The organism is Roseomonas sp. HF4 (assembly GCF_005222755.1).
In the GTDB taxonomy this organism is placed as follows: Bacteria; Pseudomonadota; Alphaproteobacteria; order Acetobacterales; family Acetobacteraceae; genus Neoroseomonas.
The window spans coordinates 338,669-360,015 of record NZ_STGD01000001.1 but is presented as its reverse complement, the minus strand read 5'-3'; the positions used below and the strand labels follow the sequence as shown (position 1 = coordinate 360,015).

Sequence of the window (21,347 nt, the reverse complement as noted above, 5' to 3'; positions counted from 1 at the left end):
GCGCCGGGTGGCGCGCTACATCCTGCGCCGGCTGCTGCTCGCGCTGCCGGCGCTGTTCGGTCTGGTCATCCTGACCTTCGTGTTGTCCCGCGTCATTCCCGGCGACCCGGCGGCGACGCTCGCCGGGGATGGCGCGACGCCGGCGCTGATCGCCGAGATCCGCGCGCAATACGGCCTCGACCGGCCGATCCTGGAACAGGCCTGGATCCATCTGCGCCAGGTGCTGACCGGTGATTTCGGGCGCAGCATCTTCTCCGGCCGGCCGGTCTCGGAGGAGATCGCGCAGCGCCTGCCGGCAACCCTCGAGCTGACCTTCGCGGCGCTGTTCCTCGCGACCGTGCTCGGCGTGCCGCTCGGCCTGGTGGCGGCGCTGAACCACAACGGGCCCATCGACCACCTGGTGCGGCTGCTGTCGGTGGGCGGGCTGGCCGTCGCGTCCTTCTGGCTCGCGATCATGCTGCAACTGGTCTTCTCGATGGACCTCGACGTGCTGCCGCTGCGCGGGCGCGTCGATGTCGCGCTGGGGCCGCCGCCGCGTGTCACGGGGTTCCTGCTGATCGACACCCTGGTGGCCGGCCGGCCGGACATGTTCGTCGACGCGCTGCGGCACCTGGCGCTGCCCGCCGTCACGCTCGCGCTGCCGGGGCTTGCCACCATCGCGCGCTTCACGCGGTCCGGCGTGCTGGAGACGCTGCAGAAGGACTTCGTGCTCTACGCGCGGGCCGCCGGCTACGGGCGCGTGCGGCTGGCCGCGATCTACGTGCTGCGCAACGCCGTGACGCTGGTCGTCACGCAGGTCGGGCTGCTGTTCGGCGCGCTGATCTCGGGCGCCGTGGCGGTCGAGGCGATCTTCGACTGGCCGGGCCTCGGCACCTATGCGGTGCAGGCGATCCTGTCGGCCGACTACAAGGCGCTGCTTGCCGTCACGCTGGTCGTCGGCGTGGTCTATGCGGTGGTGAACGTCGCGGTGGACGTGGCGCAGGCGCTGATCGACCCGCGCGTGGCGGAGGAGGCGAAGTGACGGCGCTCCGCCTGCTGGCGCGCGACCCCGTCGCGTTTCTCGGCCTCCTGATCGTGCTGTTCGCCGTGATCGTGGCCGCCTTCGCGCCCTGGATCGCGCCCTATCCGGACGACGCCTTCGAGAGCCACATCATGCAGCGCCTGCGCGCGCCCTCGGCCGAGTTCCCGTTCGGCACGGACAATCTCGGGCGCGACATCCTCTCCCGCGTCATCCTCGGCACGCGCAACGCGCTGGCGGTCGCGGTCACGGTCGTGCTCGCCGCCATGGCGATCGGCGTGCCGATCGGCCTCGCGGCCGGCTGGCGCGAAGGCTGGCTGTCGGAATCGCTGATGCGCGTGACCGACGTGTTCCTGGCCGTGCCGCAGCTGATCCTGGCGCTCGCGCTGGGCCAGTTGCTGGCGCCCGGCATCACGGCCGCGATGGTGGCGCTGGCGCTGACCTACTGGCCCTTCTTCGCGCGCACCGTCTTCGCCGAGACGCGGCGCCTGCGATCATCCCTGTTCGTGGATGCGCTGGCGGGCATCGGCGCGAGCCCCGCGCGCATCCTGTTCCTGCACGTGCTGCCGAACGCGGCGCCGGCGGTGCTGGTGCGCGCCACCATCGGCATGGGCTTCACCATCCTGACGGCGGCGATCCTGGGCTTCCTCGGCGTCGGCGCCGCGCCGCCCTCGCCCGACTGGGGGCTCGCGGTCGCCGAGGCGCGGCAGCATCTGCCGGAGGCCTGGTGGTTCCCGACCTTCCCGGGGCTTGCGATCCTGCTGCTGGTGCTGGGCTTCAACCTGCTCGGCGATGGCCTGCGCGACGCGGCCGACCCGCGGCTCCGGCGGTCCCGTCGATGAGCGTGCCGGTGCTGGAGGTGCGCGGCCTCGGCGTGCGGCTGCGCACGGAGGCCGGGCTCGCCGACATTCTCGACGATGTCGCGCTGACGGTGCCGCGCGGCGGCACGGTCGGCGTGGTGGGCGAAAGCGGCTGCGGCAAGTCCACGCTGCTGCGCGCCATCCTCGGCATCCTGCCGCGCGGCGCCGAACCGCCCCGCGGCGCCATCCTGTTCGAAGGTCGTGACATCCTCGCCGACGGTGCCGCCTCCGCCCGCGGGCGGATCGGCTTCGTGCCGCAGGATCCCTACCTGTCGCTGAACCCCGTGTTCCGCGCGGGGGACCAGATCCTCGAGATCATGCGCCGCCATGCGAAGGGCCCGCGCGCCGGGCATCGGGCGCGGATCCTCGACCTGTTCCGCGCCGTGCAGCTGCCGGACCCCGAGGCCGCGCTGCGGAAATATCCGCACCAGTTCTCGGGCGGGCAGCGGCAGAGGCTGCTGATCGCGGCAGCGCTCGCCTGCGAGCCTTCGCTGGTCGTCGCGGACGAACCGACGACGGCGCTGGACGTCACGACGCAGCGCGAGATCTTGGCGCTGCTGCGCGGCTTGGTCGCCGAGCGCGGGCTCTCGCTGCTGTTCGTCACGCATGATTTCGGCGTGCTGGCCAATGTGTGCGAGGAGGTGGCGGTGCTCTACGCCGGCCGCGTCATCGAGGCCGGGCCGACGCGGGAGGTGCTGGACGCGCCGCGCCACCCCTACACGCGCATGCTGCTCGCCTGCCATCCGGACCGGGCGACGGACCTGCTCGGCATCCCGGGCACGGTGCCGGCGGCGACGGCGCAGCCCTCCGGCTGCCGCTTCCATCCGCGCTGCCCGATCATCCGGTCCGGCTGCCCGGTCGAGCCGCCCGCGCTCGTGACGCTGCCGGACGGCCATCGCGTCGCCTGCCCCTGGCACGCCGATCCGTTGCCGGAGGTGGCGGATGGCTGAGATCCTCGGTTGCTCGGCCCTGCGCGTCGAGCTCGGCGCGCGGCGGGGCCTGCTGCGCCACCGCGCCGGCGTGCGCGCGGTGGATGGTGTCGACCTTTCCATCGCCGAGGGCGAGACCTTCGGCATCGTGGGCGAGAGCGGCTGCGGCAAGACCACGCTCGCGCGCGCGCTGCTCGGCCTGCAGCGCGAGAGCGCCGGCGAGATCAGGCTCGAAGGCCGCCGTGTCTCCGGCCTCGACCCGCGCGCGGCGCGCCGGGTGCGGGAGGCGGTGCAGTATGTCCACCAGGACCCCGGCGCGGCGCTCGACCCCTGGTGGCGCGTGGGTGCGACGCTCGCCGAGGGGCTTGCCATCCATGGCGTGACGGCGCGCGCGGAACAGCAGGCGCGCATCGCCGAGACGCTTGCCGCCGTCGGCCTCGATCCCGCGCTCGCGGACCGCTACCCGCATGAATTGTCGGGCGGGCAGCAGCGGCGCATCGGGCTCGCGCGCATCCTGCTTCTGCGGCCCAAGGTCGTGATCCTGGACGAGCCGACGGCGGGGCTCGACCTGTCCGTGCAGGCCGCGGTGCTGCGGCTGCTGCGCGACCTGCGCGCCCGCTTCGGCCTGACCTACGTGTTCATCTCGCACGACCTGTCCGTGGTACGGCGGGTCTGCGACCGTGTCGCCGTGATGTACCTCGGGCAGGTGGTGGAGGAGGGCACGGCCGCCGCGCTGTTCGCCGCGCCGCGCCATCCCTACACGCGTGCGCTGCTGGCCGCCGCGCCGCACCTGGACGGGCGGGAGAGCGGGCCGTCGCTGCCCGGTGACCCGCCGAGCCTGGCCGCGGTTCCGCCCGGCTGCCGTTTCCATCCGCGCTGCGCCGAGGCCCGCGAACCCTGCGCGCATACCGTGCCGGTGCGCGAGGCCGCCGGCCCGGACCATGCGGTGGCCTGCCTGCGCTGGCGAGAGGTGGCGTGATGACCGACGTGCCGTTCACCCCCTCCCGCGGTGCCCCGCCCATGACGACCTGCGACCCCGTCACCCTCGAGATCATCCGCGGCGCCGCGCGCGCCGCGCAGGCCGAGATGGAGGCGCTGCTCGAACGCACCGCCATGTCCGCCTTCATCCGTGAGAAGAAGGATTTCTACACCGCGCTGTTCGACGCCGAGGGCGCCATGGCGGTCGGCAGCGACCTGCCGATCTTCGGCGACATCGTGGCCCCCGTCGCCGCGCACTACCCGATCGACGGGATGCGGGAGGGCGACCTCTACTGGTACAATGACTGCTACGGCAGCCGCGGCGCGGTCTCGCATTCCAACGACCAGGTTTTCCTGGCACCCGCCTTCCACGAGGGGCGGCGCGTCGGCTTCGTGATGGGCTGGGCGCATTTCTCCGACATCGGGGGGCTGCGTCCCGGCTCGATCAGCCCGGACGCCACCGACCATTTCCAGGAAGGCATCATCGTGCCCCCGGTCCGCCTGATGCGGGGCGGCGAGACGAACGAGGACCTGCTGCGGACCTTCTGGCGCAATTCCCGCTTCCCGACGCAGTCGCAGGGCGACACGCGCGCGCTGATGGCGGCCGTGCGGCTCGGCGAGAAGCGGCTGGCCGAGATGGCGGGGCGCTTCGGCCCCGGCGTGCTGGCCGATGCCTTCCGGCAATTGCTCGCGCGCACCGAGGCGACGGTGCGCGCGCAGCTCAAGGCGATCTTTCCGGTCGGCACGACGCGCTTCGCCGATGCCATCGACACGGACGGGCACGGGAACGGGCCCTTCACGCTGCGCCTGGCGCTGACGCGCACGCCGGACGACCGCTTCGTCTTCGACGCGACGGAAACCGACGACCAGGCGCCCGGCCCCGTGAACCTGCTGATGCACCCGGACGTGCCGGGGATGGCGCTCGGCCTCTATGTGCTGCAGGGGCAGGCGGGGCAGGTGCTGAACGCGGGCGCGCCGCACGCGATCGACGAGGTGCGGCTGCGCGAGGGCTCGCTGCTGGCGCCGCGCCCGCCCGCGCCGCTCGGCCTGCGCGGGCTGACCATGATGCGGCTGCTGGCTGCGCTGCATGGCCTCGTGGCCGTGGCGCGCGGCGGCCAGGCGCCGGCGGCGCATTCCGCCTATGTGGTCATCGCGCTGCGCGGCACGGCGGAGGGCAAGCGCTTCCTGCTGAGCGACGGCATCGGCGTCGGCTATGGCGCCCGCCCCTTCGCCGACGGCACCGACGCCGTCTATTTCGTCGCGCAGGAGAACTACCCGGCGGAGTTCATGGAACTCTCCTATCCCGTGCGGCTGCGCGAATATGGGCTGAACCTCGATTCCGGCGGCGCCGGGCGCTACCGCGGCGGCTGCGGCGTGGTGCGCGAATTCGAGGTGATGGCCGAGGAGGCGATGCTCGCCGTGCGCATCGACAGCGTGCTGAACCCGCCCTGGGGCGTGGCCGGCGGGATGAATGGCGGATCGGGCCGCGCCGTGGTGAACCCCGGCACGGATCGCGAGCGCCTGCTGGCGCCGCTGTCGGACGGCACGATGCTCCGGCGCGGGGATGTCTTCCGCATCGAGACCGGCGGCGGCGGCGGCTGGGGCCATCCGCACGACCGTCCGCAGGCGCAGGTGCTGGAGGATGTGCGGGGCGGCTTCGTCTCCGTGGCGCGCGCCGAGCGCGACTATGGCGTCGTCATCCGCGACGGCGCGGTGGACGCGGCGGCGACGGCGGCGCTGCGCGCCACGCGCCCGGCGGCCGGGCCGTTCCACCGGAAGGGATACCGCGATGCCGTCGCGTGACCTGATCGTCGCGGTCGATATCGGCGGCACCTTCACCGACGTGACGCTGCAGGACGCCGCGACGGGCGAGGCCTGGACGGCGAAGACGCCGTCGACGCCGCGCGACCCGTCGGAGGCCTTCGTGACCGGCGTGCGGATCGCGCTGGAGGCCGCGGGACGGCAGGCGCAGGAGACCGGCCGCGTGCTGCACGGCACGACCGTCGCGACAAACCTGATCCTGGAAGGCCGCACCGCGCCGACCGCGCTGCTGACCACCGCTGGCTTCCGCCATGTGCTCGAGATCGGCCGCGCCGACCTGCCTCGGCGCGACAACCTCTGGGCCTGGATCAAGCCAAAGCGTCCCGTGCCGCCATCCCTGGTGTTCGAGGCCTGTGGGCGGATCGCCGCGGACGGCGCCGAACTCGCGCCGCTGGACGAGGATGCCGTGCGCACCGCCGCACGCGCGGCCAGGGCGGCGGGCGTCGCCGCCATCGCCGTCTGCTTCCTGCATGCCTTCGCCAACCCGGCCCATGAGCGCCGCGCCGTGGCGATCCTGGCGGAGGAGGTGCCGGGCCTCGCGATCACCTGCTCCGTCGATGTCTTCCCGGTGGTGCGTGAATACGAGCGCAGCATGGCGACCGTGCTGAACGCCGCGGTGATGCCCGCGGTCTCGACCTATATCGCGCGGCTCGAGGCGCGGCTCGCCGAGGCCGGCATCGCCGCGCCGCTCCTGCTGATGAAGTCGAACGGCGGCGTGGCGGGGGCGGAGGCGATCCGCCGCGCGCCGGCGCAGACCGCCTTGTCGGGTCCCGCCGCGGGCGTGGTCGGCGCGCGCGCGGTGGCCGCGGCGGCGGGGATCGGGAACCTCATCACCGTCGATATCGGCGGCACCAGCGCCGACATCTGCCTGATCGCCAAGGGCGAGGTCGGTCTGACGCAGACCGGCCGCGTCGGCCCCTGGCCGCTGCCGCTGCCGATGGTGGACATGGTGACGATCGGCGCGGGCGGCGGCTCGCTCGCGCGCATCGGCACGGATGGCGCGCTGACGGTCGGCCCGCAGAGCGCCGGCGCCGAGCCCGGCCCCGCCTGCTACGGGCGCGGCGGCACCGAGGCGACGGTGACGGACGCGCATGTGGTGCTCGGCCACCTGCCGCTCTCGCTGCTCGGCGGCCGCATGGCGCTCGACGCCGAACGCGCGCGGGCGGCGGTCGCGCGCGTCGCGGCGCCGCTCGGCCTCGCACCGGATGCGGCGGCGCGCGGCATCCTCGCCATCGCGGACAACAACATGGTGGGCGCGATCCGCGTCGTCTCGGTCGAGCGCGGGCACGACCCGCGCGACTTCTGGCTGGTGCCCTTCGGCGGCGCGGGGCCGCTGCATGGCTGCGCGCTGGCGGAGCTGCTCGGCATCACGCGCGTGCTGGTGCCGCCGGCGCCGGGCGTGCTCTGTGCGCAGGGGCTGCTGGCGGCCGACCTCAAGGCGGAATTCACGCGCAGCATCGCGACCGCGCTGGACGGTGCCGACACGGCGCACATCGAGGCGGCCTTCGGCGCGCTGGAGGCCGAGGCCGCCGCCTGGTTCGACCTCGAGCAGGTCGCCGCGGCCGACCGCCGCACGCGCCGCGTCGCGCTGATGCGCTACGAGGAACAGGGGCATGAGCTCGCCATCCCCTGGCAGGACCCGGCGGCGCTGGGCGCGGCCTTCGGCGCCGCGCATCGCGGCCTCTACGGCTTCGACCTGCCGGAGGTGCCGGTCGAGATCGTGACGCTGCGCGTCGAGGCCGCCGGCCTGCTGCCCGCCCCGGCGCCGAGCCCGCCCGCGGGCGGCGACGCGGCGGGCGCCGAGACGGGGCGGCAGATCATCCTGCTGGCCGGCGGGCCGGTGGAGGCGCCGGTGCTGGACCGCGCGCGGCTGGGCCCCGGAGCGCGCTTCGCGGGCCCGGCCATTGTCACGCAGCTCGACGCCACGACGCTGCTGGGCGCCGGATGGACGGCCGAGATGCATGCATCCGGCGCGCTGCTGCTGACGCGCGGCTGACCTTGCCTTGCGGCGTGGCGCGGCCGACCATCCGCGCAAGGACGCAGGAGGGAACGCGGATGGATCAACGGCAGGTCGGCTTCATCGGTCTCGGCATGATGGGGCTGCCGATGGCGCGCAGCCTGGTCGCGCGCGGCTTCCGGGTGCTCGGCTGCGATACCTCGGATGCGGCGCGCGCCGCGCTGGCCGAGGGCGCGCCCCCCGGCGCGGTGGCCTTCGCGCCGGATCCCGCCGCCGTGGCGGCGGCGGCCGACATCGTCGTGCTGATGCTGCCCAACAGCCGCATCGTGGCGCAGGTCATGGACGGCGAGGGCGGGCTGCTCGCGGCGCTGCGGCCGGGGATGCTCGTGATCGACATGGGATCCTCCGAGCCTGGCGAGACGCGGCGCCTGGCCGAGGCGGCGGCCGCGCGCGGCGCGGCGCTGGTGGATGCGCCGGTCTCGGGCAGCGTGGCGAAGGCCAGGACAGGCACGCTCGCCATCATGGTGGGCGGCGACGACGCCGCCTTCACCAAGGCGGAGCCCGTGCTGCGCGGCATGGGGGAGGCGATCATCCGCACCGGCGCCGTCGGCAGCGCGCATGCGATGAAGGCGCTGAACAATTTCGTCTACGCCGCGGGGCTGCTCGCAACGGCCGAGGCGCTTCGGATGGGGGAGGCGCTGGGCCTAGACCTCGGCATCCTGACGGACGTGATGAACGCGTCCTCCGGCCGCAACATCGCGACCGAGACCAAGTCCCGGCAGGAGATCATCAGCGGTCGCTACGCGGGCGGGTTCCAGCTCGGGCTGATGCGGAAGGACCTCGATACGGCGGGCAGCATCGCGGCGCAGACGGGGTTCGATGCGGGGCTGCTGGCGCTGTGCCGGGACCGTTGGGCCGGGGCGGTCGCCGCGCTGGGCCCCACGGTGGACAACACGGAGATCCATCGGTTCATCGGCGCGAAGCGCTGACGGCGGTAGGGGCCTTGCACCTCCCGCACCCTCCCCACCAAAGGCCTTTGGAAACCGGTACCAGGTATTGGTTTGCAAAGGCCCTTCGGCCTTTGCCGGGGTGGTGCGGAGGGGCGGCGCCCCTCCGCGACGCGCCCTACTCGAACAGCGCCACGGCCCGGATCGGGCTCGCCGTGCCGCCGCGGATCTTCAGCGGGAACCCGATGAAGCGGAACCGCCCGCGCCCCACCAGCTGGTCGAGATTCGCGAGGCATTCCATGTGCGTGATGCCGCGTTCCGCGCAGGCCATGTGCGCCTGGAAATTGGGCTCGCCCTCCGGCGCGGGGCTGATCGCCTCGACGCCGAACATGCCGATGCCCTGGTCGGCCAGCCAATGGATGGCGGGCAGCGAAAGCCCTGGGAAATCGTGCAGGTAGCCGGGCTTGCCGAGCAGGCGTTCGTTCGTCGCCATCCACACCAGCACCGTGTCGCCCGGCTGGATGGCTTGGCCGGATTTCGCGACCGCGGCCTGCACCTCCTCGAGCGTCGCGGCGGTCTTGAGCGGGACATGCGAGAGGTCGATGCAGAAGGCGCTGGTGTAGAACTTCTCGAGCGGCACCTCGTCGATCGAGGCGGCACCGGGCCGCGGGTCGAAATGCACCGGCGCGTCCACATGCGTCCCCGCATGGTCCGAGAAGGCGATCGACATCGCCTTGCTGCTGAAGACCGTGTTGCCCGCGTGCTTCTTCTCGCTGTGGTCGTTCCAGACCGTCATCACCACCGGCGGGTGGCTCGGATGCGTCTGGGTGCGGTGGAAGATCTCGCGGCTGAGGTCGATGAATTCCATGGGCGTGTCCTCAGTTGGGCGCGTCGCAGAGATACTGCCGCAGGTGATAGGGCTGCGCGGCGAAGGCCGGGCAGAAGGACGCGACGACGGGCTCGAGCTTCTCGTAGAGGTCCTTGAACTCCGCGTTCAGCGCCTCGAGCCGCTCGCGCGCCGCTTCCGCCTCGACGGCCAGCTTCGCGAGGTCGAGCGTCAGCAGCCGCCGGTCGCGCACCACGAAGCGCCCGCCGATCATGACATGGCGTACGCCCGTGCCGTCCTCGGTGTGCACCACCTGGTTGACCGACCAGTTGTGCGGGATCCAGTTGATCGAGCCGAGGTCGAGGAAGACGATGTCCGCCTTCATCCCCGGCGCGATCGCGCCGATGTCCTCGAAGCCAAGCGCGCGGGCGGAGCCTTCCGTCGCGGCGGCGTAGATCTCCTCGACGCCGGCCCAGTGGCGTGGGTCGGGCGTCTGCACCTTGGACAGCATGGAGGCGTAGCGCATCGCCTCGTACATGTTCTGGTTGTCGGAGCAATTGGCGCCGTCGGTGCCGATGCCGACATTGACGCCGATGTCGCGCGCCCGGCGGAAGCGGAACATCCCGTTGCCGAGCCGCATGTTGGACCCCGGGTTGTGCGCCAGCGATGCGCCCTTGTCCCGCATGAGCTTGAGGTCGTCGTCGTCGAGCCAGATGGCGTGCGCGGCGACGAAGTCCGGCCCGATGAGGCCGAGATGGTCCATGTGCCCGACCAGCGTCCTGCCATAGGTCCGGATGCCGGTCAGCGCCTGCACCTTGCTCTCGCCGACATGGCTGTGCAGGCCAACCTTGTACTCGCGCGCGAGGTCGCGGCAGCCGCACAGGAAGGCGTCCGAGCAATGGTGCGGGATGGTCGGCGCCACCGCCGCGCGGATGTCCTTCGCCCCCCAGCGCCAGTCCTTCAGCAGGCCCCGCATCGCGTCCAGCGTGCGTTCCCAGGCGGGCAGACGGAGCCTGTCGACGCGCGCCTGCAAGGCCGCCGGCAGCGCGTCATACAGGCCGGGGATCGCCTCGTAGAACGTGCGGTCGGCGACCATGGGCGCCACCACGGCGCGCATGCCGACCTCGTGGTAGGCTTCGGCCACGGCGTCGAGCCCTTCGGCCGTCGGCACCGGGAATTCGTAGTAGAGGTCGTAGGCCGCGGTGCAGCCCTTCAGCACCATCTCGGCGGCCACGATCTGCGTCGTCAGCTTCTTGTCGGCAAGCGCGCGGTTGCCGCCGATCCAGGGCGCGGCTGCCAGCAGCAGCTCCAGCGTCCACTTGTCGCCCTGCCCGCGCGCGAGGCCGCCATGGCCGTGCGTGTGCGCGTTGATCAGGCCGGGATGGATCAGGCATCCGGCGGCATCGACCACCTTCGCGTCGCCCGGTGCGGCGAGACCGGCGCCGACGGCGACGATCACGCCGTCCTTCACCAGCACGTCGGCGGGCGCGGCGCGTCGCAGGCCCGCATCGGCGAGCAGCGCGCCCTTGATGAGGATGGTGCCGGCTTCGGTCTCGGCCATGGTCGGGGTCTCTCGGCTCAGGCGGCGGGCGGGGCCGAATGCTCGGACCCGCTCGACCAGGGGAAGAAGATGCGCTCGGCCAGTGACACGGCCTGGAACAGCACGATGCCCATCAGCGCCAGGATCACCACCGCGCTGTAGGCGAGCGGCGTGCGGAAGAAGGCCATCGAGGTCTGGATCAGGTAGCCGAGCCCGGCATCCGCACCGACGAACTCCGCCACGACGGCGCCGACGACGGACAGCGCGGCCGCCACCTTCAGCCCGCCGAACACGAAGGGGACGGCGAAGGGCAGGCGAATGCGCAGCAGTTCCTGGATGCGCCCCGCGCGGCAGGCGCGGCCGAGTTCCACCAGTTCCGGCGGCGTTGCCAGCAGCCCCGCGACGGACGCCACCACCAGCGGGAAGAACGCCACCAGGAACGTCACGATGATGCGCGGCAATTCGTTGGCGCCGAGCGCCACGATCAGGATCGGCGCCAGCGCGACCTTCGGGATGGATTGCGTGACGACCAGCAGCGGGTAGATCGCGGCCGAGATCGCGCGGGATGAGGCGATCAGCATCGCCAGCGGCAGGCTGACCAGCACGGAGGCCGCGAAGCCCAGCAGCACCGTGACCAGCGTCGCCCAAGCATGTTCCAGCACCATCGGCCAGACCGCGACCGTCGCGGTCCAGATGACGGAGGGCGCGGGCAGCAGGAATTCCCGGATCCCGAAGAAGCGGACCGCGCCCTCCCAGGCCGCGAACAGGCCGATCACGGCGATCCAGGCGGGCAGCGCGGCAAGGAAGCGGGCCATGGCGTCAGGCCGCGCGGTCGGCGCGCTGGCCGAAGATGTGTTCGCGGATGCGCCGCGCGCAGCGCTGGAATTCGTCCGACCCTTCCTGGTCGAAGGACCGCGGGCGCGGCAGGCCGACCTCCACCACGTCGACGATCCGGCCGGGCCGCGGCGACATCACGACGACGCGGTCGGCGAGCAGCACCGCCTCGGGGATGGAATGCGTCACGAACAGGACCGCCATGCGCCGCGCCTCCCACAGGCGCAGAAGTTCGAGCGACATCTCCTCCCGCGTCAGCGCATCGAGCGCGCCGAAGGGCTCGTCCATCAGCAGCAGGCGCGGGTCCTGCAGGAGCGCCCGGCAGATCGCGACGCGCTGCTGCATCCCGCCCGACAACTCCCGCGGCAGCTTCGTCTCGAAGCCGGCGAGCCCGGCGGTCGCGAGGAGCGCGCGCGCCTTGGCCTCGGTATCGGGCGCGACGCGCCCCATCAGGCGCAGCGGAAAGGTGACGTTGCGCAGCACATCCGCCCAGGGCAGCAGCGTCGCGGCCTGGAACACCATGGCGGTCTCGGCCCGCGGCGCGGTGACGCGGGCGCCGTCCAGCGTGACCTCCCCGGTGCTCGTCGCCGCGAGCCCGGCGGCGAGGCGCAGCAGCGTCGATTTGCCGCAGCCCGAGGCGCCGACGATGGCGACGAATTCGCCGGCCGCGACCTCGAGCGAGATGTCGCGCAGCGCCTCCACGGCCGTCCCGTCGCGGCCGCGGAAGGTCTTGCCCGTGCCCTGGAAGCGGATCACGGCAGGTGGCTGAGGTCGATCGCCTGGCGGTAGTCCCAGGCCGCGTCGAGCTGCTGCGACGCCGCGATCTGTTCCCAGGTGAAGCGCATCCGCGCCGGGTCCTGCCGGCCGAGCCCGGTCTGCCGCTGGTGGTCGTTGAAGACGTAGGTCATGGTCGCGCGCAGCGAGCCTTCGCAGTCGTCCTGCTCCACCTCCCGGTTGCGGGCCACGTGCAGCCGGCAGGCCTCGGCCTGGTTCGCCTCCGTCCAGGTCAGCGCGTTGGACGCACCGCGCAGGAAGCGCCGCACCAGGTCGGGGTTGCGCTGGATCACCTCGTCGGTCGTCATCAGCGTGGTGGCGTAGATGGCGAAGCCCGTCTCGACGAAGGGCAGAACCACGATCTCCTCCCCCGCGCGCTGCGCCGCCTTGTTCTGGTAGTAGTGGTGGATGGCGAAGAAGGGCGCGGCGTCGATGCGCCGGCTGATCAGCAACGCCGCCATGGCGGATGCATCGGTGTTCACCCAGGTGATGCGGTCGGGATTGGTGCCGGCGCGGCGCGCGACCTCGGGGAAGTAAAGACGGTGGCTGTTGCCCGGCGTGATGCCGATGCGCCGCCCCTCGAGCCCTTGGAAATTCGTGATGCCGGAAGACCGCAGCACGAACAGCGAGTGCGGCGAATGCGTGTAGATCTGCATGATGCTGCGCACGGCGGTGCCCTGCCGCGCGCGCGCGGCCATCACCGCGCTGATGTCGGCGACGCCGAAGGGGGCCGTGCCGGCCGCGACCTTGTTCACCGTGTCGCCCGAGCCGTAGCCGCGGGTCAGCGAGATCTCGATCCCCTGGTCCCGCCACGCGCCGCGGGCCGCGCCCGCGAACCACGCCGCGTGTTCCCCGGTCGGAATCCAATCCAGTTGCAGCAGGACCCTGTCCTGGGCGCGGGCGGGCTGCGCTGCGATAGCCGCGAGCGCGAACAGCCCGGCCGCGATGCTGGTGCGCATCATCGTCCGTCTCCCTGTGTCGTTGCTTGCCGCGCGGCGTAGTCCCGGAAGACGAGCAGACGACGAAAACGGACGGGACGCAACCCGCTACGCGTTGGCGCCCGCCAGCGCTGCGATCACCGCGTCGGTCACCTGCGCGGTCGTCGCGGTTCCGCCGAGGTCGGGCGTCAGCACGTCGCCCCGCGCCGTCACGGCTTCGACCGCGCGCATCAGGCGCTGCGCGGCCGGCGCCTCGCCGAGGTGCTCCAGCATCATCGACGCCGTCCAGAAGGCGCCGAGCGGATTGGCGATGCCCTTGCCGGTGATGTCGAAGGCCGAGCCGTGGATCGGCTCGAACATCGAGGGTCGGCGCCGCTGCGGGTCGATGTTGCCCGTCGCGCCGATGCCGAGCGAACCCGCCAGCGCGGACGCCAGGTCCGACAGGATGTCGGCATGCAGGTTGGTCGCGACGACGGTGTCGACGCTGCCCGGCTTCATCACCATGCGCGCGGTCATGGCATCGACCAGCATCTTCTCGACCGTGAGGCCGGGGTATTGCGCGGTGACCTCGGCGCAGACCTCGTCCCACATCACCATGCCGTGGCGCTGGGCGTTGGACTTCGTCACGACGGTCAGGTGCCTGCGCGGCCGCGCCATCGCGACCTCGCAGGCATGGCGGCAGATGCGGGCGACGCCTTCCCGCGTGAAGACCGCGACATCCATCGCGACCTCGATGGGCAGACCGCGATGGGCGCGGCCGCCGACGCCGGCGTATTCGCCCTCGCTGTTCTCGCGCACGATCACCCAGTCGATCTGCCGGCCGAGATCCTCGCGCAGCGGCCCGCGCACGCCGGGCAGCAGGCGCGTCGGCCGCACGTTCGCGTACTGGTCGAAGCCCTGGCAGATCGCGAGCCGCAATTCCCAGAGCGTGATGTGGTCGGGGATGTCGGGCGCGCCGACGGCGCCGAAGAAGATCGCGTCGAAGCCTTCCAGCTGCCGCAGCCCGTCGGCGGGCATCATCAGCCCCGTGCGGCGATACATCTCGCTGCCCCAGTCGAAGGTCTGGAAGGCGACGCCGAAGCCGCCCTGTGCGGCGGCGGTCGCCTCCAGCACGCGACAGCCCGCCGCGATCACCTCGGGCCCGATCCCGTCTCCGCCGATGGCGGCAATCCTGTGCTGGCGCATCATCTCTCTCCGTGTCGTGGCGCCTGACTGCCGCCGCGCGGGCCGCGGCGCAAGCCCTCAGCGGGGGAGGCGCAGATCCATCCCACGGGCCCGCCAGCCCGCCTCGATCGCGTCGAGGTCGACGAGACCCGCCGGGTTGGCGCGCGACGGGCGCGTGTGCAGCGTCGGCTCCGCCTGTTCGCGCCACAAGGCCAGCAGGCGCGAGAGCTCGACCAGCGGCGCCGCATGATCGTCGACGCGCAGGTTGATGTCGGGGAAGTCCTCGGTCGTGGTCAGCATCAGCGCGGCCGACTGCGTGCCGCGCTTGTCCCCCCCTTTCGCCTGGCCGGCATGCAGCGCCGCCATCATGCGCTCGGGCAGCGGCAGGCCGGTGCCCTTCGCCATCGCCTCCGCCGTCGCGGCCACGACCGCCGCGCCGGCCAGCATGTTGCCGGCGACGCTGAAATCCTCGCCGGCCAGGCTGCCGCACCATTCGACGCAATTGGCGCCGGTATGGGCGGCGACGCGGCCTTGCGCATCGACTGCGTGGATCTGCCGCAGGCCGCGCCCCTCATCCCCCGCCAGCGCGGCATCCAGCGCCAGTTGCGCCGGCAGCCCGCGCGCCATGCCCTCCAGCACGGCGGGGCCGAGGTAGCGGTTGCTCATGGACTGCGTGGACACCGCGCCGACGCCGGTCCGCAGGAACGGGCAGGACGCGCCGACCGCCAGGTTGCAGGTGGTGACGGCGACCGCGAAGGCGCCGGTTGCGGGGTCGCGGGCGACGATGGACCAGGTCATGGGCGGGCTCCTCCGGGGTCGGGCGCCATCCTGCACCGGCCGCGCGCTGTTGACAGCCGGGGTCGTCCCCGCAGATGAGGACGATCGTCCACGGGAGGAACAACACATGACCATCGCCCTCGATCGCCGCGCGCTCGGCGCGCTCGCCCTGGCCGCCGGCCTGCCGAGCCTCGCCCGCGCGCAGGCCGCCTGGCCGACCGCCCAGGTGCGTCTGGTTGTGCCCTTCGGCGCCGGCGGCGCGGTCGACACCCTCTCCCGCGCCGTGGCCAACGGCTTCGGGCCGCATTCCAACGGCCAGACCATGGTGGTCGAGAACCGCTCCGGCGCGGGCGGCACCATCGCCGGGCAGTTCACCGCGCAGGCGCGCCCGGATGGCACGACGCTGATGATGGCCGACCTCGGCGCCAATGCCATCGGCAAGGTCCTGCAGCCGAGCCTGATCTACGACCCGGCCACGGCCTTCACGCCGATCATCCACCTCGTGAACCTGCCGATCGTCATCATCGTGCGGAGCGAATCCTCCGTCCGCACGCTGGACGACCTGCTGGCCCTCGCGCGGAGCAAGCCGGACGGCCTGACCTACGCCTCCCCCGGCGTCGGCCACGTGACGCACCTGGCGCCCGAGATGCTGGCGCGCCGCGCGGGCGTGAAGTTCACCGCCGTACACTACCGCAGCGGCGCCGACGTGCTGCGCAGCCTGCTGGCCGGCGAGACGGACTTCACCTTCCCCTCCGTCTCGACGGCGCTGCCCTTCATCCGCGACGGCAAGGCGCGCCCGATCGCCATCGGGACGCCGCGCCCGGTGCCGGCGCTGCCCGGCGTGCCGGCCGTCGCCACGCAGTTCGCGGGGTTCGAGGCGATGACCTGGCACGGCATCGTCGGCCCGGCCGGCATGGAGGCGGGCCTGGTGCAGCAGATCAACCGCGTGTTCCAGGCGATCATCACCAGCGCCGAGGTGAAGACCTTCGTCGAGAACCGGCAGGCGGCCGAGGTGATCGGCGGCTCGCCGGCCGACTTCGGCAGGCTGATCGCGGGCGACATCGCCAAGTGGACGCCGGTGATCCGCGAGGGGAACATCCGGGCGGAGTAGGAGTTTTATTGAGGCCTCAGGCGCCGGCGAGGCCTTTTTCTTGCCCCAGGCGCCGGCGCCGCCATGCGGCGGCTGGGCTTGCGCGCCACGCGCTGTCGAGTTCGCGGCGCGGGACGTCTGGGCGCGGTCGCGCTTCGCGCTCCCGGCCCGAGGCATGGCCTCTGGCCGCGTTCCTCGTCAGCCGGGGCGAATTGCTGGTAGCCCCGGCGATCGCGCCGGGCGCTCAGCAGCCCAGCCGGTCGGCCAGTTCCTCGAAGGAATTCACGCTCGCGCCCCAGTCGCTCTCGGCGCGCGTGTCCGTGCGCTGGCCCGGACCGTGCTCGTGCGGCCGCAGCACGAAGGCGGTGGCGAGGCCCGCATCGCGCGCCGCCGCGAGATCCCCGTTGTGCGCTGCCACCAGCGCCACCTCGCCCGGCGCGAGGCCCAGGATCTCGGCCGTGCGCGTGTATGCTTCCGGCTGCGGCTTGTAGGCGCGCGCCGGCTCGGCGCCCAGGATCGCGTCCCACGGGATGCCCGCGCGCTTGGCCATGTTGGCCAGCAGCAGGATGTTGCCGTTCGACAGCGGCCCGATGAAGTACCGCGCCTTCAGCCGCAGCAGCCCGGGGATCGCATCCGGCCAGGGGTCGAGCCGGTGCCAGGCGCGGTTCAGCCAGTCGAGGTCGTCGGCCGGCAGCGCGTCCGGGTCGAGGCCATGGTCGCGCAGCACCAGGTCGAGGTTTTCCCGGTGCAGCACATCGAGCCGCGTGAAGGGGCGGCGGCCGGAGCGCACCTCCTCCATCGCCGGCTGGTACCGCTTGCGCCAGGCATCGGCGAAGCCGTGCGGGTCGACATCCGCGCGGCCATGGCGCGCGAGGAAGGTGCGGGCATCGCGCGCGATGCCGCCCCGCCAATCGACGACTGTCCCGAAGGTGTCGAAGACCAGCGCCTTGACGCCCGGAAGCGCGCTCATTCCGCGGCCTTTGCGGGCTGCTGCGCCCAGCGCGTCTCGAAGTCCCAGACCTCGGGGAAGCCCATCAGTTCGGTCATGCGCTTGAAGCCGTAGGATTCGCCCAGCGCCAGGCTGTCGCCCTGCTGCTTCAGGTGGCCATAGGCACGCTCCAGCGCCGCGGCCACGGCGAGGAAGCCGACCGCGGGATAGATCGCGATGGAATAGCCGATCTCCTTCAGCGTCTGCGCCGGCAGGATCGGAGTGCGCCCGCCCTCGACCATGTTGGCCAGCAGCGGCTTGCGGATCGCCTTTCCGATGGCGCGCATCTCCTCCTCGCTCTCGGGGCTTTCGATGAACACCACGTCGGCGCCGGCCTCCTCGAACATCCGCCCGCGGCGCAGCGCCTCATCCAGGCCGAGCGTGGTGCGCGCATCGGTGCGCGCCACGATCAGGAAGTCCGGGCTGGTGCGTGCCTCGACGGCCACCTTGATCTTGAGCGCCATCTCCTCGGCCGGGATGACGCGGCGGCCGGGCGTGTGGCCGCACTTCTTCGGCATCTCCTGGTCTTCCAACTGGATCCCCGAGATGCCGGCGGCCTCGTAGCCCATCACCGTGTGGCGCACGTTAAGCAGCCCGCCATAGCCGGTATCGGCATCGGCGATCATCGGCGTCTTCACGCCGCGCGCCATCTGCCCCATGCGCGCGACCATGTCGGTGTAGGTCGCGATGCCGGCATCGGCGACGCCGAGATGCGAGGCGACCGTGCCGAAGCCGGTGCCGTAGAGGCAGTCGAACCCCATGCCATCGGCGACCTTGGCCGAGATCATGTCGAAGATGCCGGGGGCGACGATGAAGCGCTTCGCCTCGAAGGCGCGGCGGAGGGCGGGATTGGCCATGACGTGTCGGTCCTATTGCTGCGGTCGGATGTGGCCGGCCCGTGCGGCGGCGGCCCAGATCTGGTCGTCGCGCCGCATGGCCTCCAGCAGCGCGGCGGGCGGGCGGAAGTCGCGCTCGACGCCGAGCGTGCGCAGGCGCTCCTGGAAGCCGGCATCGGCGAAGACGCGTTCGACCGCGGCGCCGATCTGCCCGGCCAGCGCGGCCTCCATGCGCGGGGGCGCGAGCATCGCGACCCAGCCCGAGAGGTCGAATTCCGCAACGCCCTGCTCGGCCGCCGTCGGCACATCGGGGAAGAAGGGCGTGCGCGTGGCGGTCGAGACCGCCAGCACGCGCACGCGCCCGGTGCCGATATGCGGCGTGGCGCTGACCGTGCTGGTCCAGCCCGCGGGCAGGTGCCCGGCCACGATGTCGTTCATCAGCAGGCCGCCCGAGCGATAGGCGATGTCCGGCGTCTCGATCCCCGCGCGGCGCGCGAGTTCCTGCCCGATGAAGGAGGACAGCGCCTCCGTGCTGCCGGTGCCGACGCGCCCCGGGTTGCGCTTCGCGAAGTCGACCATGGCGCGCAGGCTGTCGAAGGGCTGGTTGGCGCCTGACACCAGCACCATCGTGTTGCGCGTCAGCATCGCGACCGGCGTGAAGTCGCGGATCGGGTCATAGGGCAGCGAGGGCAGGTGGTAGCGGTTCATCACATGCGTGCTGACCACCATCAGCAGCGTGTGGCCGTCGGGCTCGGCGCGGGCCACGACCTCGGAGCCGATCACACCCGCCGCGCCGGCGCGGTTCTCGACCACGATGGGGTGGGGGAGGGAGGGGCGCAGCGCCTCGGCGATGGCGCGGGCCAGGATGTCGGTGCCGCCGCTCGCGGCATAGGGCACGACCAGACGCACGGGGCGGGCGGGCCAGGCGGCCTGCGCGGCAAGCGGCGCGGGCGCGGCCAGCGCGGCGGCGGCCAGCAGCAGCGGGCGGCGACGGATTGTCATGGGCGGGTTCCTCCGGGGCGCGACAATCCCCCGCCCCGCGCCCCCTGTAAACGCCCCGCGTTCCGCGCCAGGATGCGCCGCCACGCCAAGGGAGGCCCCGCCATGCCCGCCACCGACATCGCCGCCATCGAGGCCGTGCTGCAGACCTATTTCGACGGCCTGCACGAAGGCGACACCACCAAGCTCGACGCCGCCTTCCACCCCTGCGCGCACCTATATTCCGACAAGGACGGCGTGGTGCAGGACCTGCCGCGCGAACAATGGTTCGACTGGGTCCGCACCCGCGAAAGCCCGAAGGCCAAGGGCCTGGCGCGCGACGACCGGGTGCTGATGCTCGACCAGTCGGGGCCGGAGACCGCCGTCGCCAAGGTCGCCTGCCAGATCCCGCCGCGCTTCTTCACCGACTACCTGGTGTTCCTGAAGACGCAGCAGGGCTGGAAGATCGTGAGCAAGGTGTTTCGCACCGACGTCCGGGACTGAAGCGGATGCAGCCAGGCGTTGTCATCCGTCCGGCGGCGGAGACGGACGACCTCGCCGCCCTGTACGCCGCCGCCTTCCCGCGGGAGGACCTCGTGCCGCTGGTACGGGCGCTGGCCGGGCGCGGGGACGTACTCTCCATCGTGGCGCTCGCGGGCGACGACCTCGCGGGCCATGTCGCCTTCACACGCTGCCGCGTCACCGGCCGGGCTGACAGTGTCGCACTGCTGGGTCCGCTGGCGGTGGCACCGGCGCGCCAGCGCCAGGGCATCGGCGGCGCGCTGCTGCGGGAGGGGCTGCGCCGACTGGCGGCCGAGGGCGTGGCGCGCGTCCTTGTCCTCGGCGATCCCGCCTACTACGGCCGCTTCGGCTTTCGCCCCGACGCGGCCGTCGCGCCGCCCATCGCCGGCACGCTCGATGTGCCGGCACCCTGGCGGGACCGCGCGCTTTGGGGGGCGTGAAGGCCTGTTGAAGTTGCGCGGGAGGGGAACCTCCCCCGCCCCCCTCCCTTCGTTGTCTCTTGGGACCGGACCTCGGAAGTCGGGCTACAGACGACAAGAAAGAGTGCGGGGGGAAAAGTTCCCGTCTCCCCCCGCTCTCCTCAATCCACCCGCGCGCCCGAGGCCCGAACGACCGGCACCCAGCGTTCGATCTCGGCGGCGATAAAGGCGCGCGTGGCGTCAGGCGTCATGCCCTCGGGGATGGTGTTGCCGAGCGCGATGATGCGGTCCCGCACTTCCGGCATCTTCAGCGCCTCGGCGATCTGCTCGTACAGGAACTGCCGGATCGGCGCGGGCGTGCCGAGCGTCGCCGACCATGGCGTCCAGGTGGTGGCCTGCCAGCCGGGCAGGCCGGCCTCGGCCGCGGTCGGCACGTCGGGCGCCATCGGGTTGCGCTGCGGCGTGCCGATGGCGATGCCGATGACGCGACCCTCCCGGATATGCGGCGCGACGAAGGAGACGGTGTCGGACTGGAACATCGTCCGCCCCGCCAGCAGATCCTGGAAGGCCGCGGCCGATCCGCGATAGGGCACGTGCGTCGCCTGCACGCCCGCCAGGTGCAGCAGCAGCGCCGAGGCGATGTGCCCCGTGGAGCCGTTGCCCGACGAGCCGAACGGCACCTGCCCGCCACCCTCGGCCACCTTGGCGCGGAACTCCGCCAGCGTGCGCACGCCCATCGAGGGGTGCACGACCAGCACGATCGGCGAATGGCTCGAGATGGTGACGTGGTCCACGCCGGTCAGCGGATGCACGCGCAGCCTCTCGCCATAGAGCCCGACATTGAGCGTATGCGACCCGAGCGCGCCGACCAGCAGCGTGTAGCCGTCGGGCTGCGTCTGCGCGACCGTCTCGAACGCCACGGTCCCGCCGCCCGAGGGGCGGTTCTCGACCACGAATTGCTGGCCGAGCCGCGTCGACAGCGCCTGCGAGATGATGCGCGCATTCATGTCGGCATTGCCGCCGGGGGCGAAGGCGACGATCACCCGCACCGGCCGGTTCGGATAGTCGGTGCCCGGCGCGCGCGGCTGCGCCAGCGCCGGCAGCGCGGCCAGCGCCAGCGCGGCGCCGAGAAGCGTTCTGCGGATCATCGG

21 protein-coding genes are annotated in these 21,347 nt (G+C 72.5%); 10 read left to right on the top strand and 11 right to left on the bottom strand.

Features of this window, described 5'->3' with window-relative positions; all coding sequences use genetic code 11:
• Positions 1-7 precede the first annotated feature (7 nt).
• From E8M80_RS01715 to E8M80_RS01685, 7 genes are read left to right on the top strand one after another with little or no spacing between them, the layout of a single operon-like run.
• Positions 8-1,021, top strand: a complete 1,014-nt coding sequence (locus tag E8M80_RS01715) for an ABC transporter permease (RefSeq protein WP_137123916.1) — start codon at positions 8-10, stop codon at positions 1,019-1,021.
• A complete protein-coding gene (locus tag E8M80_RS01710) occupies positions 1,018-1,860 on the top strand; it encodes an ABC transporter permease (RefSeq protein ID WP_137123915.1) in 843 nt (280 codons plus the stop codon). Before E8M80_RS01715 ends, E8M80_RS01710 begins: the two co-directional genes overlap by 4 nt.
• A complete protein-coding gene (locus E8M80_RS01705) occupies positions 1,857-2,828 on the top strand; it encodes an ABC transporter ATP-binding protein (RefSeq protein WP_137123914.1) in 972 nt (323 codons plus the stop codon). The genes E8M80_RS01710 and E8M80_RS01705 overlap by 4 nt, the downstream gene beginning before the upstream one ends.
• Complete coding sequence (locus tag E8M80_RS01700; protein ID WP_137123913.1) at positions 2,821-3,786, top strand: ABC transporter ATP-binding protein; 966 nt, start codon at positions 2,821-2,823, stop codon at positions 3,784-3,786. Before E8M80_RS01705 ends, E8M80_RS01700 begins: the two co-directional genes overlap by 8 nt.
• Entirely contained in the window at positions 3,786-5,588 is a 1,803-nt protein-coding gene (locus E8M80_RS01695; RefSeq protein ID WP_137123912.1) for a hydantoinase B/oxoprolinase family protein, read from the top strand. Before E8M80_RS01700 ends, E8M80_RS01695 begins: the two co-directional genes overlap by 1 nt.
• Positions 5,575-7,602: a hydantoinase/oxoprolinase family protein gene (locus tag E8M80_RS01690; RefSeq protein ID WP_137123911.1), complete on the top strand. Its 2,028-nt coding sequence runs from the start codon at positions 5,575-5,577 to the stop codon at positions 7,600-7,602. Before E8M80_RS01695 ends, E8M80_RS01690 begins: the two co-directional genes overlap by 14 nt.
• On the top strand, positions 7,551-8,552 hold the full coding sequence (locus tag E8M80_RS01685) for an NAD(P)-dependent oxidoreductase (protein ID WP_137123910.1): 1,002 nt from the start codon (positions 7,551-7,553) through the stop codon (positions 8,550-8,552). Before E8M80_RS01690 ends, E8M80_RS01685 begins: the two co-directional genes overlap by 52 nt.
• Positions 8,553-8,688: 136 nt before the next feature.
• Here E8M80_RS01685 and E8M80_RS01680 read toward each other — a convergent pair whose 3' ends face one another.
• The 7 genes from E8M80_RS01680 to E8M80_RS01650 all read right to left on the bottom strand — a co-directional run bounded on the left by E8M80_RS01680 (position 8,689) and on the right by E8M80_RS01650 (position 15,384).
• Positions 8,689-9,378, bottom strand: coding sequence for a cyclase family protein (locus E8M80_RS01680; protein ID WP_137123909.1), 690 nt, complete (start codon positions 9,376-9,378; stop codon positions 8,689-8,691).
• 10 nt (positions 9,379-9,388) lie between these two features.
• Entirely contained in the window at positions 9,389-10,897 is a 1,509-nt protein-coding gene (locus E8M80_RS01675) for an amidohydrolase family protein (RefSeq protein ID WP_137123908.1), read from the bottom strand.
• 17 nt (positions 10,898-10,914) lie between these two features.
• Positions 10,915-11,691: an ABC transporter permease gene (locus tag E8M80_RS01670; RefSeq protein WP_240789844.1), complete on the bottom strand. Its 777-nt coding sequence runs from the start codon at positions 11,689-11,691 to the stop codon at positions 10,915-10,917.
• A gap of 4 nt (positions 11,692-11,695) precedes the next feature.
• Complete coding sequence (locus tag E8M80_RS01665; protein WP_137123907.1) at positions 11,696-12,466, bottom strand: ABC transporter ATP-binding protein; 771 nt, start codon at positions 12,464-12,466, stop codon at positions 11,696-11,698.
• A complete protein-coding gene (locus E8M80_RS01660) occupies positions 12,463-13,446 on the bottom strand; it encodes an ABC transporter substrate-binding protein (RefSeq protein ID WP_137123906.1) in 984 nt (327 codons plus the stop codon). Before E8M80_RS01660 ends, E8M80_RS01665 begins: the two co-directional genes overlap by 4 nt.
• A gap of 84 nt (positions 13,447-13,530) precedes the next feature.
• Entirely contained in the window at positions 13,531-14,607 is a 1,077-nt protein-coding gene (locus E8M80_RS01655; protein ID WP_137123905.1) for a tartrate dehydrogenase, read from the bottom strand.
• 57 nt (positions 14,608-14,664) lie between these two features.
• On the bottom strand, positions 14,665-15,384 hold the full coding sequence (locus tag E8M80_RS01650) for a DUF1028 domain-containing protein (protein ID WP_137123904.1): 720 nt from the start codon (positions 15,382-15,384) through the stop codon (positions 14,665-14,667).
• A 106-nt stretch (positions 15,385-15,490) separates the two neighbouring features.
• Here E8M80_RS01650 and E8M80_RS01645 point away from each other — a divergent pair, with 106 nt between their 5' ends.
• Complete coding sequence (locus E8M80_RS01645) at positions 15,491-16,474, top strand: tripartite tricarboxylate transporter substrate binding protein (protein ID WP_170979142.1); 984 nt, start codon at positions 15,491-15,493, stop codon at positions 16,472-16,474.
• Positions 16,475-16,697: 223 nt separating this feature from the next.
• On the opposite strand, the gene E8M80_RS01640 is transcribed toward E8M80_RS01645, so the two are convergent.
• The 3 genes from E8M80_RS01640 to E8M80_RS01630 are packed head-to-tail and all read right to left on the bottom strand — an operon-like array spanning position 16,698 to position 19,279.
• On the bottom strand, positions 16,698-17,423 hold the full coding sequence (locus E8M80_RS01640; RefSeq protein ID WP_137123902.1) for a haloacid dehalogenase type II: 726 nt from the start codon (positions 17,421-17,423) through the stop codon (positions 16,698-16,700).
• Positions 17,420-18,298: an oxaloacetate decarboxylase gene (locus tag E8M80_RS01635; protein WP_137123901.1), complete on the bottom strand. Its 879-nt coding sequence runs from the start codon at positions 18,296-18,298 to the stop codon at positions 17,420-17,422. Before E8M80_RS01635 ends, E8M80_RS01640 begins: the two co-directional genes overlap by 4 nt.
• Before the next feature lie 12 nt (positions 18,299-18,310).
• Positions 18,311-19,279 carry a tripartite tricarboxylate transporter substrate binding protein gene (locus E8M80_RS01630; RefSeq protein ID WP_137123900.1) on the bottom strand — a complete coding sequence of 323 codons (969 nt, stop codon included), beginning with the start codon at positions 19,277-19,279 and terminating at the stop codon, positions 18,311-18,313.
• Between the two features lie 102 nt (positions 19,280-19,381).
• Here E8M80_RS01630 and E8M80_RS01625 point away from each other — a divergent pair, with 102 nt between their 5' ends.
• Both E8M80_RS01625 and E8M80_RS01620 read left to right on the top strand, forming a co-directional pair.
• Positions 19,382-19,759 (top strand): nuclear transport factor 2 family protein, encoded by a 378-nt coding sequence (locus E8M80_RS01625; protein WP_137123899.1) that lies wholly within the window; start codon positions 19,382-19,384, stop codon positions 19,757-19,759.
• Between the two features lie 5 nt (positions 19,760-19,764).
• On the top strand, positions 19,765-20,217 hold the full coding sequence (locus E8M80_RS01620; protein WP_137123898.1) for a GNAT family N-acetyltransferase: 453 nt from the start codon (positions 19,765-19,767) through the stop codon (positions 20,215-20,217).
• A gap of 140 nt (positions 20,218-20,357) precedes the next feature.
• Here E8M80_RS01620 and E8M80_RS01615 read toward each other — a convergent pair whose 3' ends face one another.
• Positions 20,358-21,344 carry a tripartite tricarboxylate transporter substrate binding protein gene (locus tag E8M80_RS01615; protein ID WP_137123897.1) on the bottom strand — a complete coding sequence of 329 codons (987 nt, stop codon included), beginning with the start codon at positions 21,342-21,344 and terminating at the stop codon, positions 20,358-20,360.
• Between the last annotated feature and the right edge of the window lie 3 nt (positions 21,345-21,347).

Coding starts and splice junctions, on each gene's coding strand:
- E8M80_RS01650 (WP_137123904.1), bottom strand. CDS start 15,384: ATGACCTGGTCCATCGTCGCCCGCGACCCCGCAACCGGCGCCTTCGCG.
- E8M80_RS01670 (WP_240789844.1), bottom strand. CDS start 11,691: ATGGCCCGCTTCCTTGCCGCGCTGCCCGCCTGGATCGCCGTGATCGGC.
- E8M80_RS01620 (WP_137123898.1), top strand. CDS start 19,765: ATGCAGCCAGGCGTTGTCATCCGTCCGGCGGCGGAGACGGACGACCTC.
- E8M80_RS01685 (WP_137123910.1), top strand. CDS start 7,551: ATGGACGGCCGAGATGCATGCATCCGGCGCGCTGCTGCTGACGCGCGG.
- E8M80_RS01700 (WP_137123913.1), top strand. CDS start 2,821: ATGGCTGAGATCCTCGGTTGCTCGGCCCTGCGCGTCGAGCTCGGCGCG.
- E8M80_RS01655 (WP_137123905.1), bottom strand. CDS start 14,607: ATGCGCCAGCACAGGATTGCCGCCATCGGCGGAGACGGGATCGGGCCC.
- E8M80_RS01615 (WP_137123897.1), bottom strand. CDS start 21,344: ATGATCCGCAGAACGCTTCTCGGCGCCGCGCTGGCGCTGGCCGCGCTG.
- E8M80_RS01660 (WP_137123906.1), bottom strand. CDS start 13,446: ATGATGCGCACCAGCATCGCGGCCGGGCTGTTCGCGCTCGCGGCTATC.
- E8M80_RS01625 (WP_137123899.1), top strand. CDS start 19,382: ATGCCCGCCACCGACATCGCCGCCATCGAGGCCGTGCTGCAGACCTAT.
- E8M80_RS01630 (WP_137123900.1), bottom strand. CDS start 19,279: ATGACAATCCGTCGCCGCCCGCTGCTGCTGGCCGCCGCCGCGCTGGCC.
- E8M80_RS01680 (WP_137123909.1), bottom strand. CDS start 9,378: ATGGAATTCATCGACCTCAGCCGCGAGATCTTCCACCGCACCCAGACG.
- E8M80_RS01645 (WP_170979142.1), top strand. CDS start 15,491: ATGACCATCGCCCTCGATCGCCGCGCGCTCGGCGCGCTCGCCCTGGCC.
- E8M80_RS01635 (WP_137123901.1), bottom strand. CDS start 18,298: ATGGCCAATCCCGCCCTCCGCCGCGCCTTCGAGGCGAAGCGCTTCATC.
- E8M80_RS01705 (WP_137123914.1), top strand. CDS start 1,857: ATGAGCGTGCCGGTGCTGGAGGTGCGCGGCCTCGGCGTGCGGCTGCGC.
- E8M80_RS01695 (WP_137123912.1), top strand. CDS start 3,786: ATGACCGACGTGCCGTTCACCCCCTCCCGCGGTGCCCCGCCCATGACG.
- E8M80_RS01640 (WP_137123902.1), bottom strand. CDS start 17,423: ATGAGCGCGCTTCCGGGCGTCAAGGCGCTGGTCTTCGACACCTTCGGG.
- E8M80_RS01675 (WP_137123908.1), bottom strand. CDS start 10,897: ATGGCCGAGACCGAAGCCGGCACCATCCTCATCAAGGGCGCGCTGCTC.
- E8M80_RS01690 (WP_137123911.1), top strand. CDS start 5,575: ATGCCGTCGCGTGACCTGATCGTCGCGGTCGATATCGGCGGCACCTTC.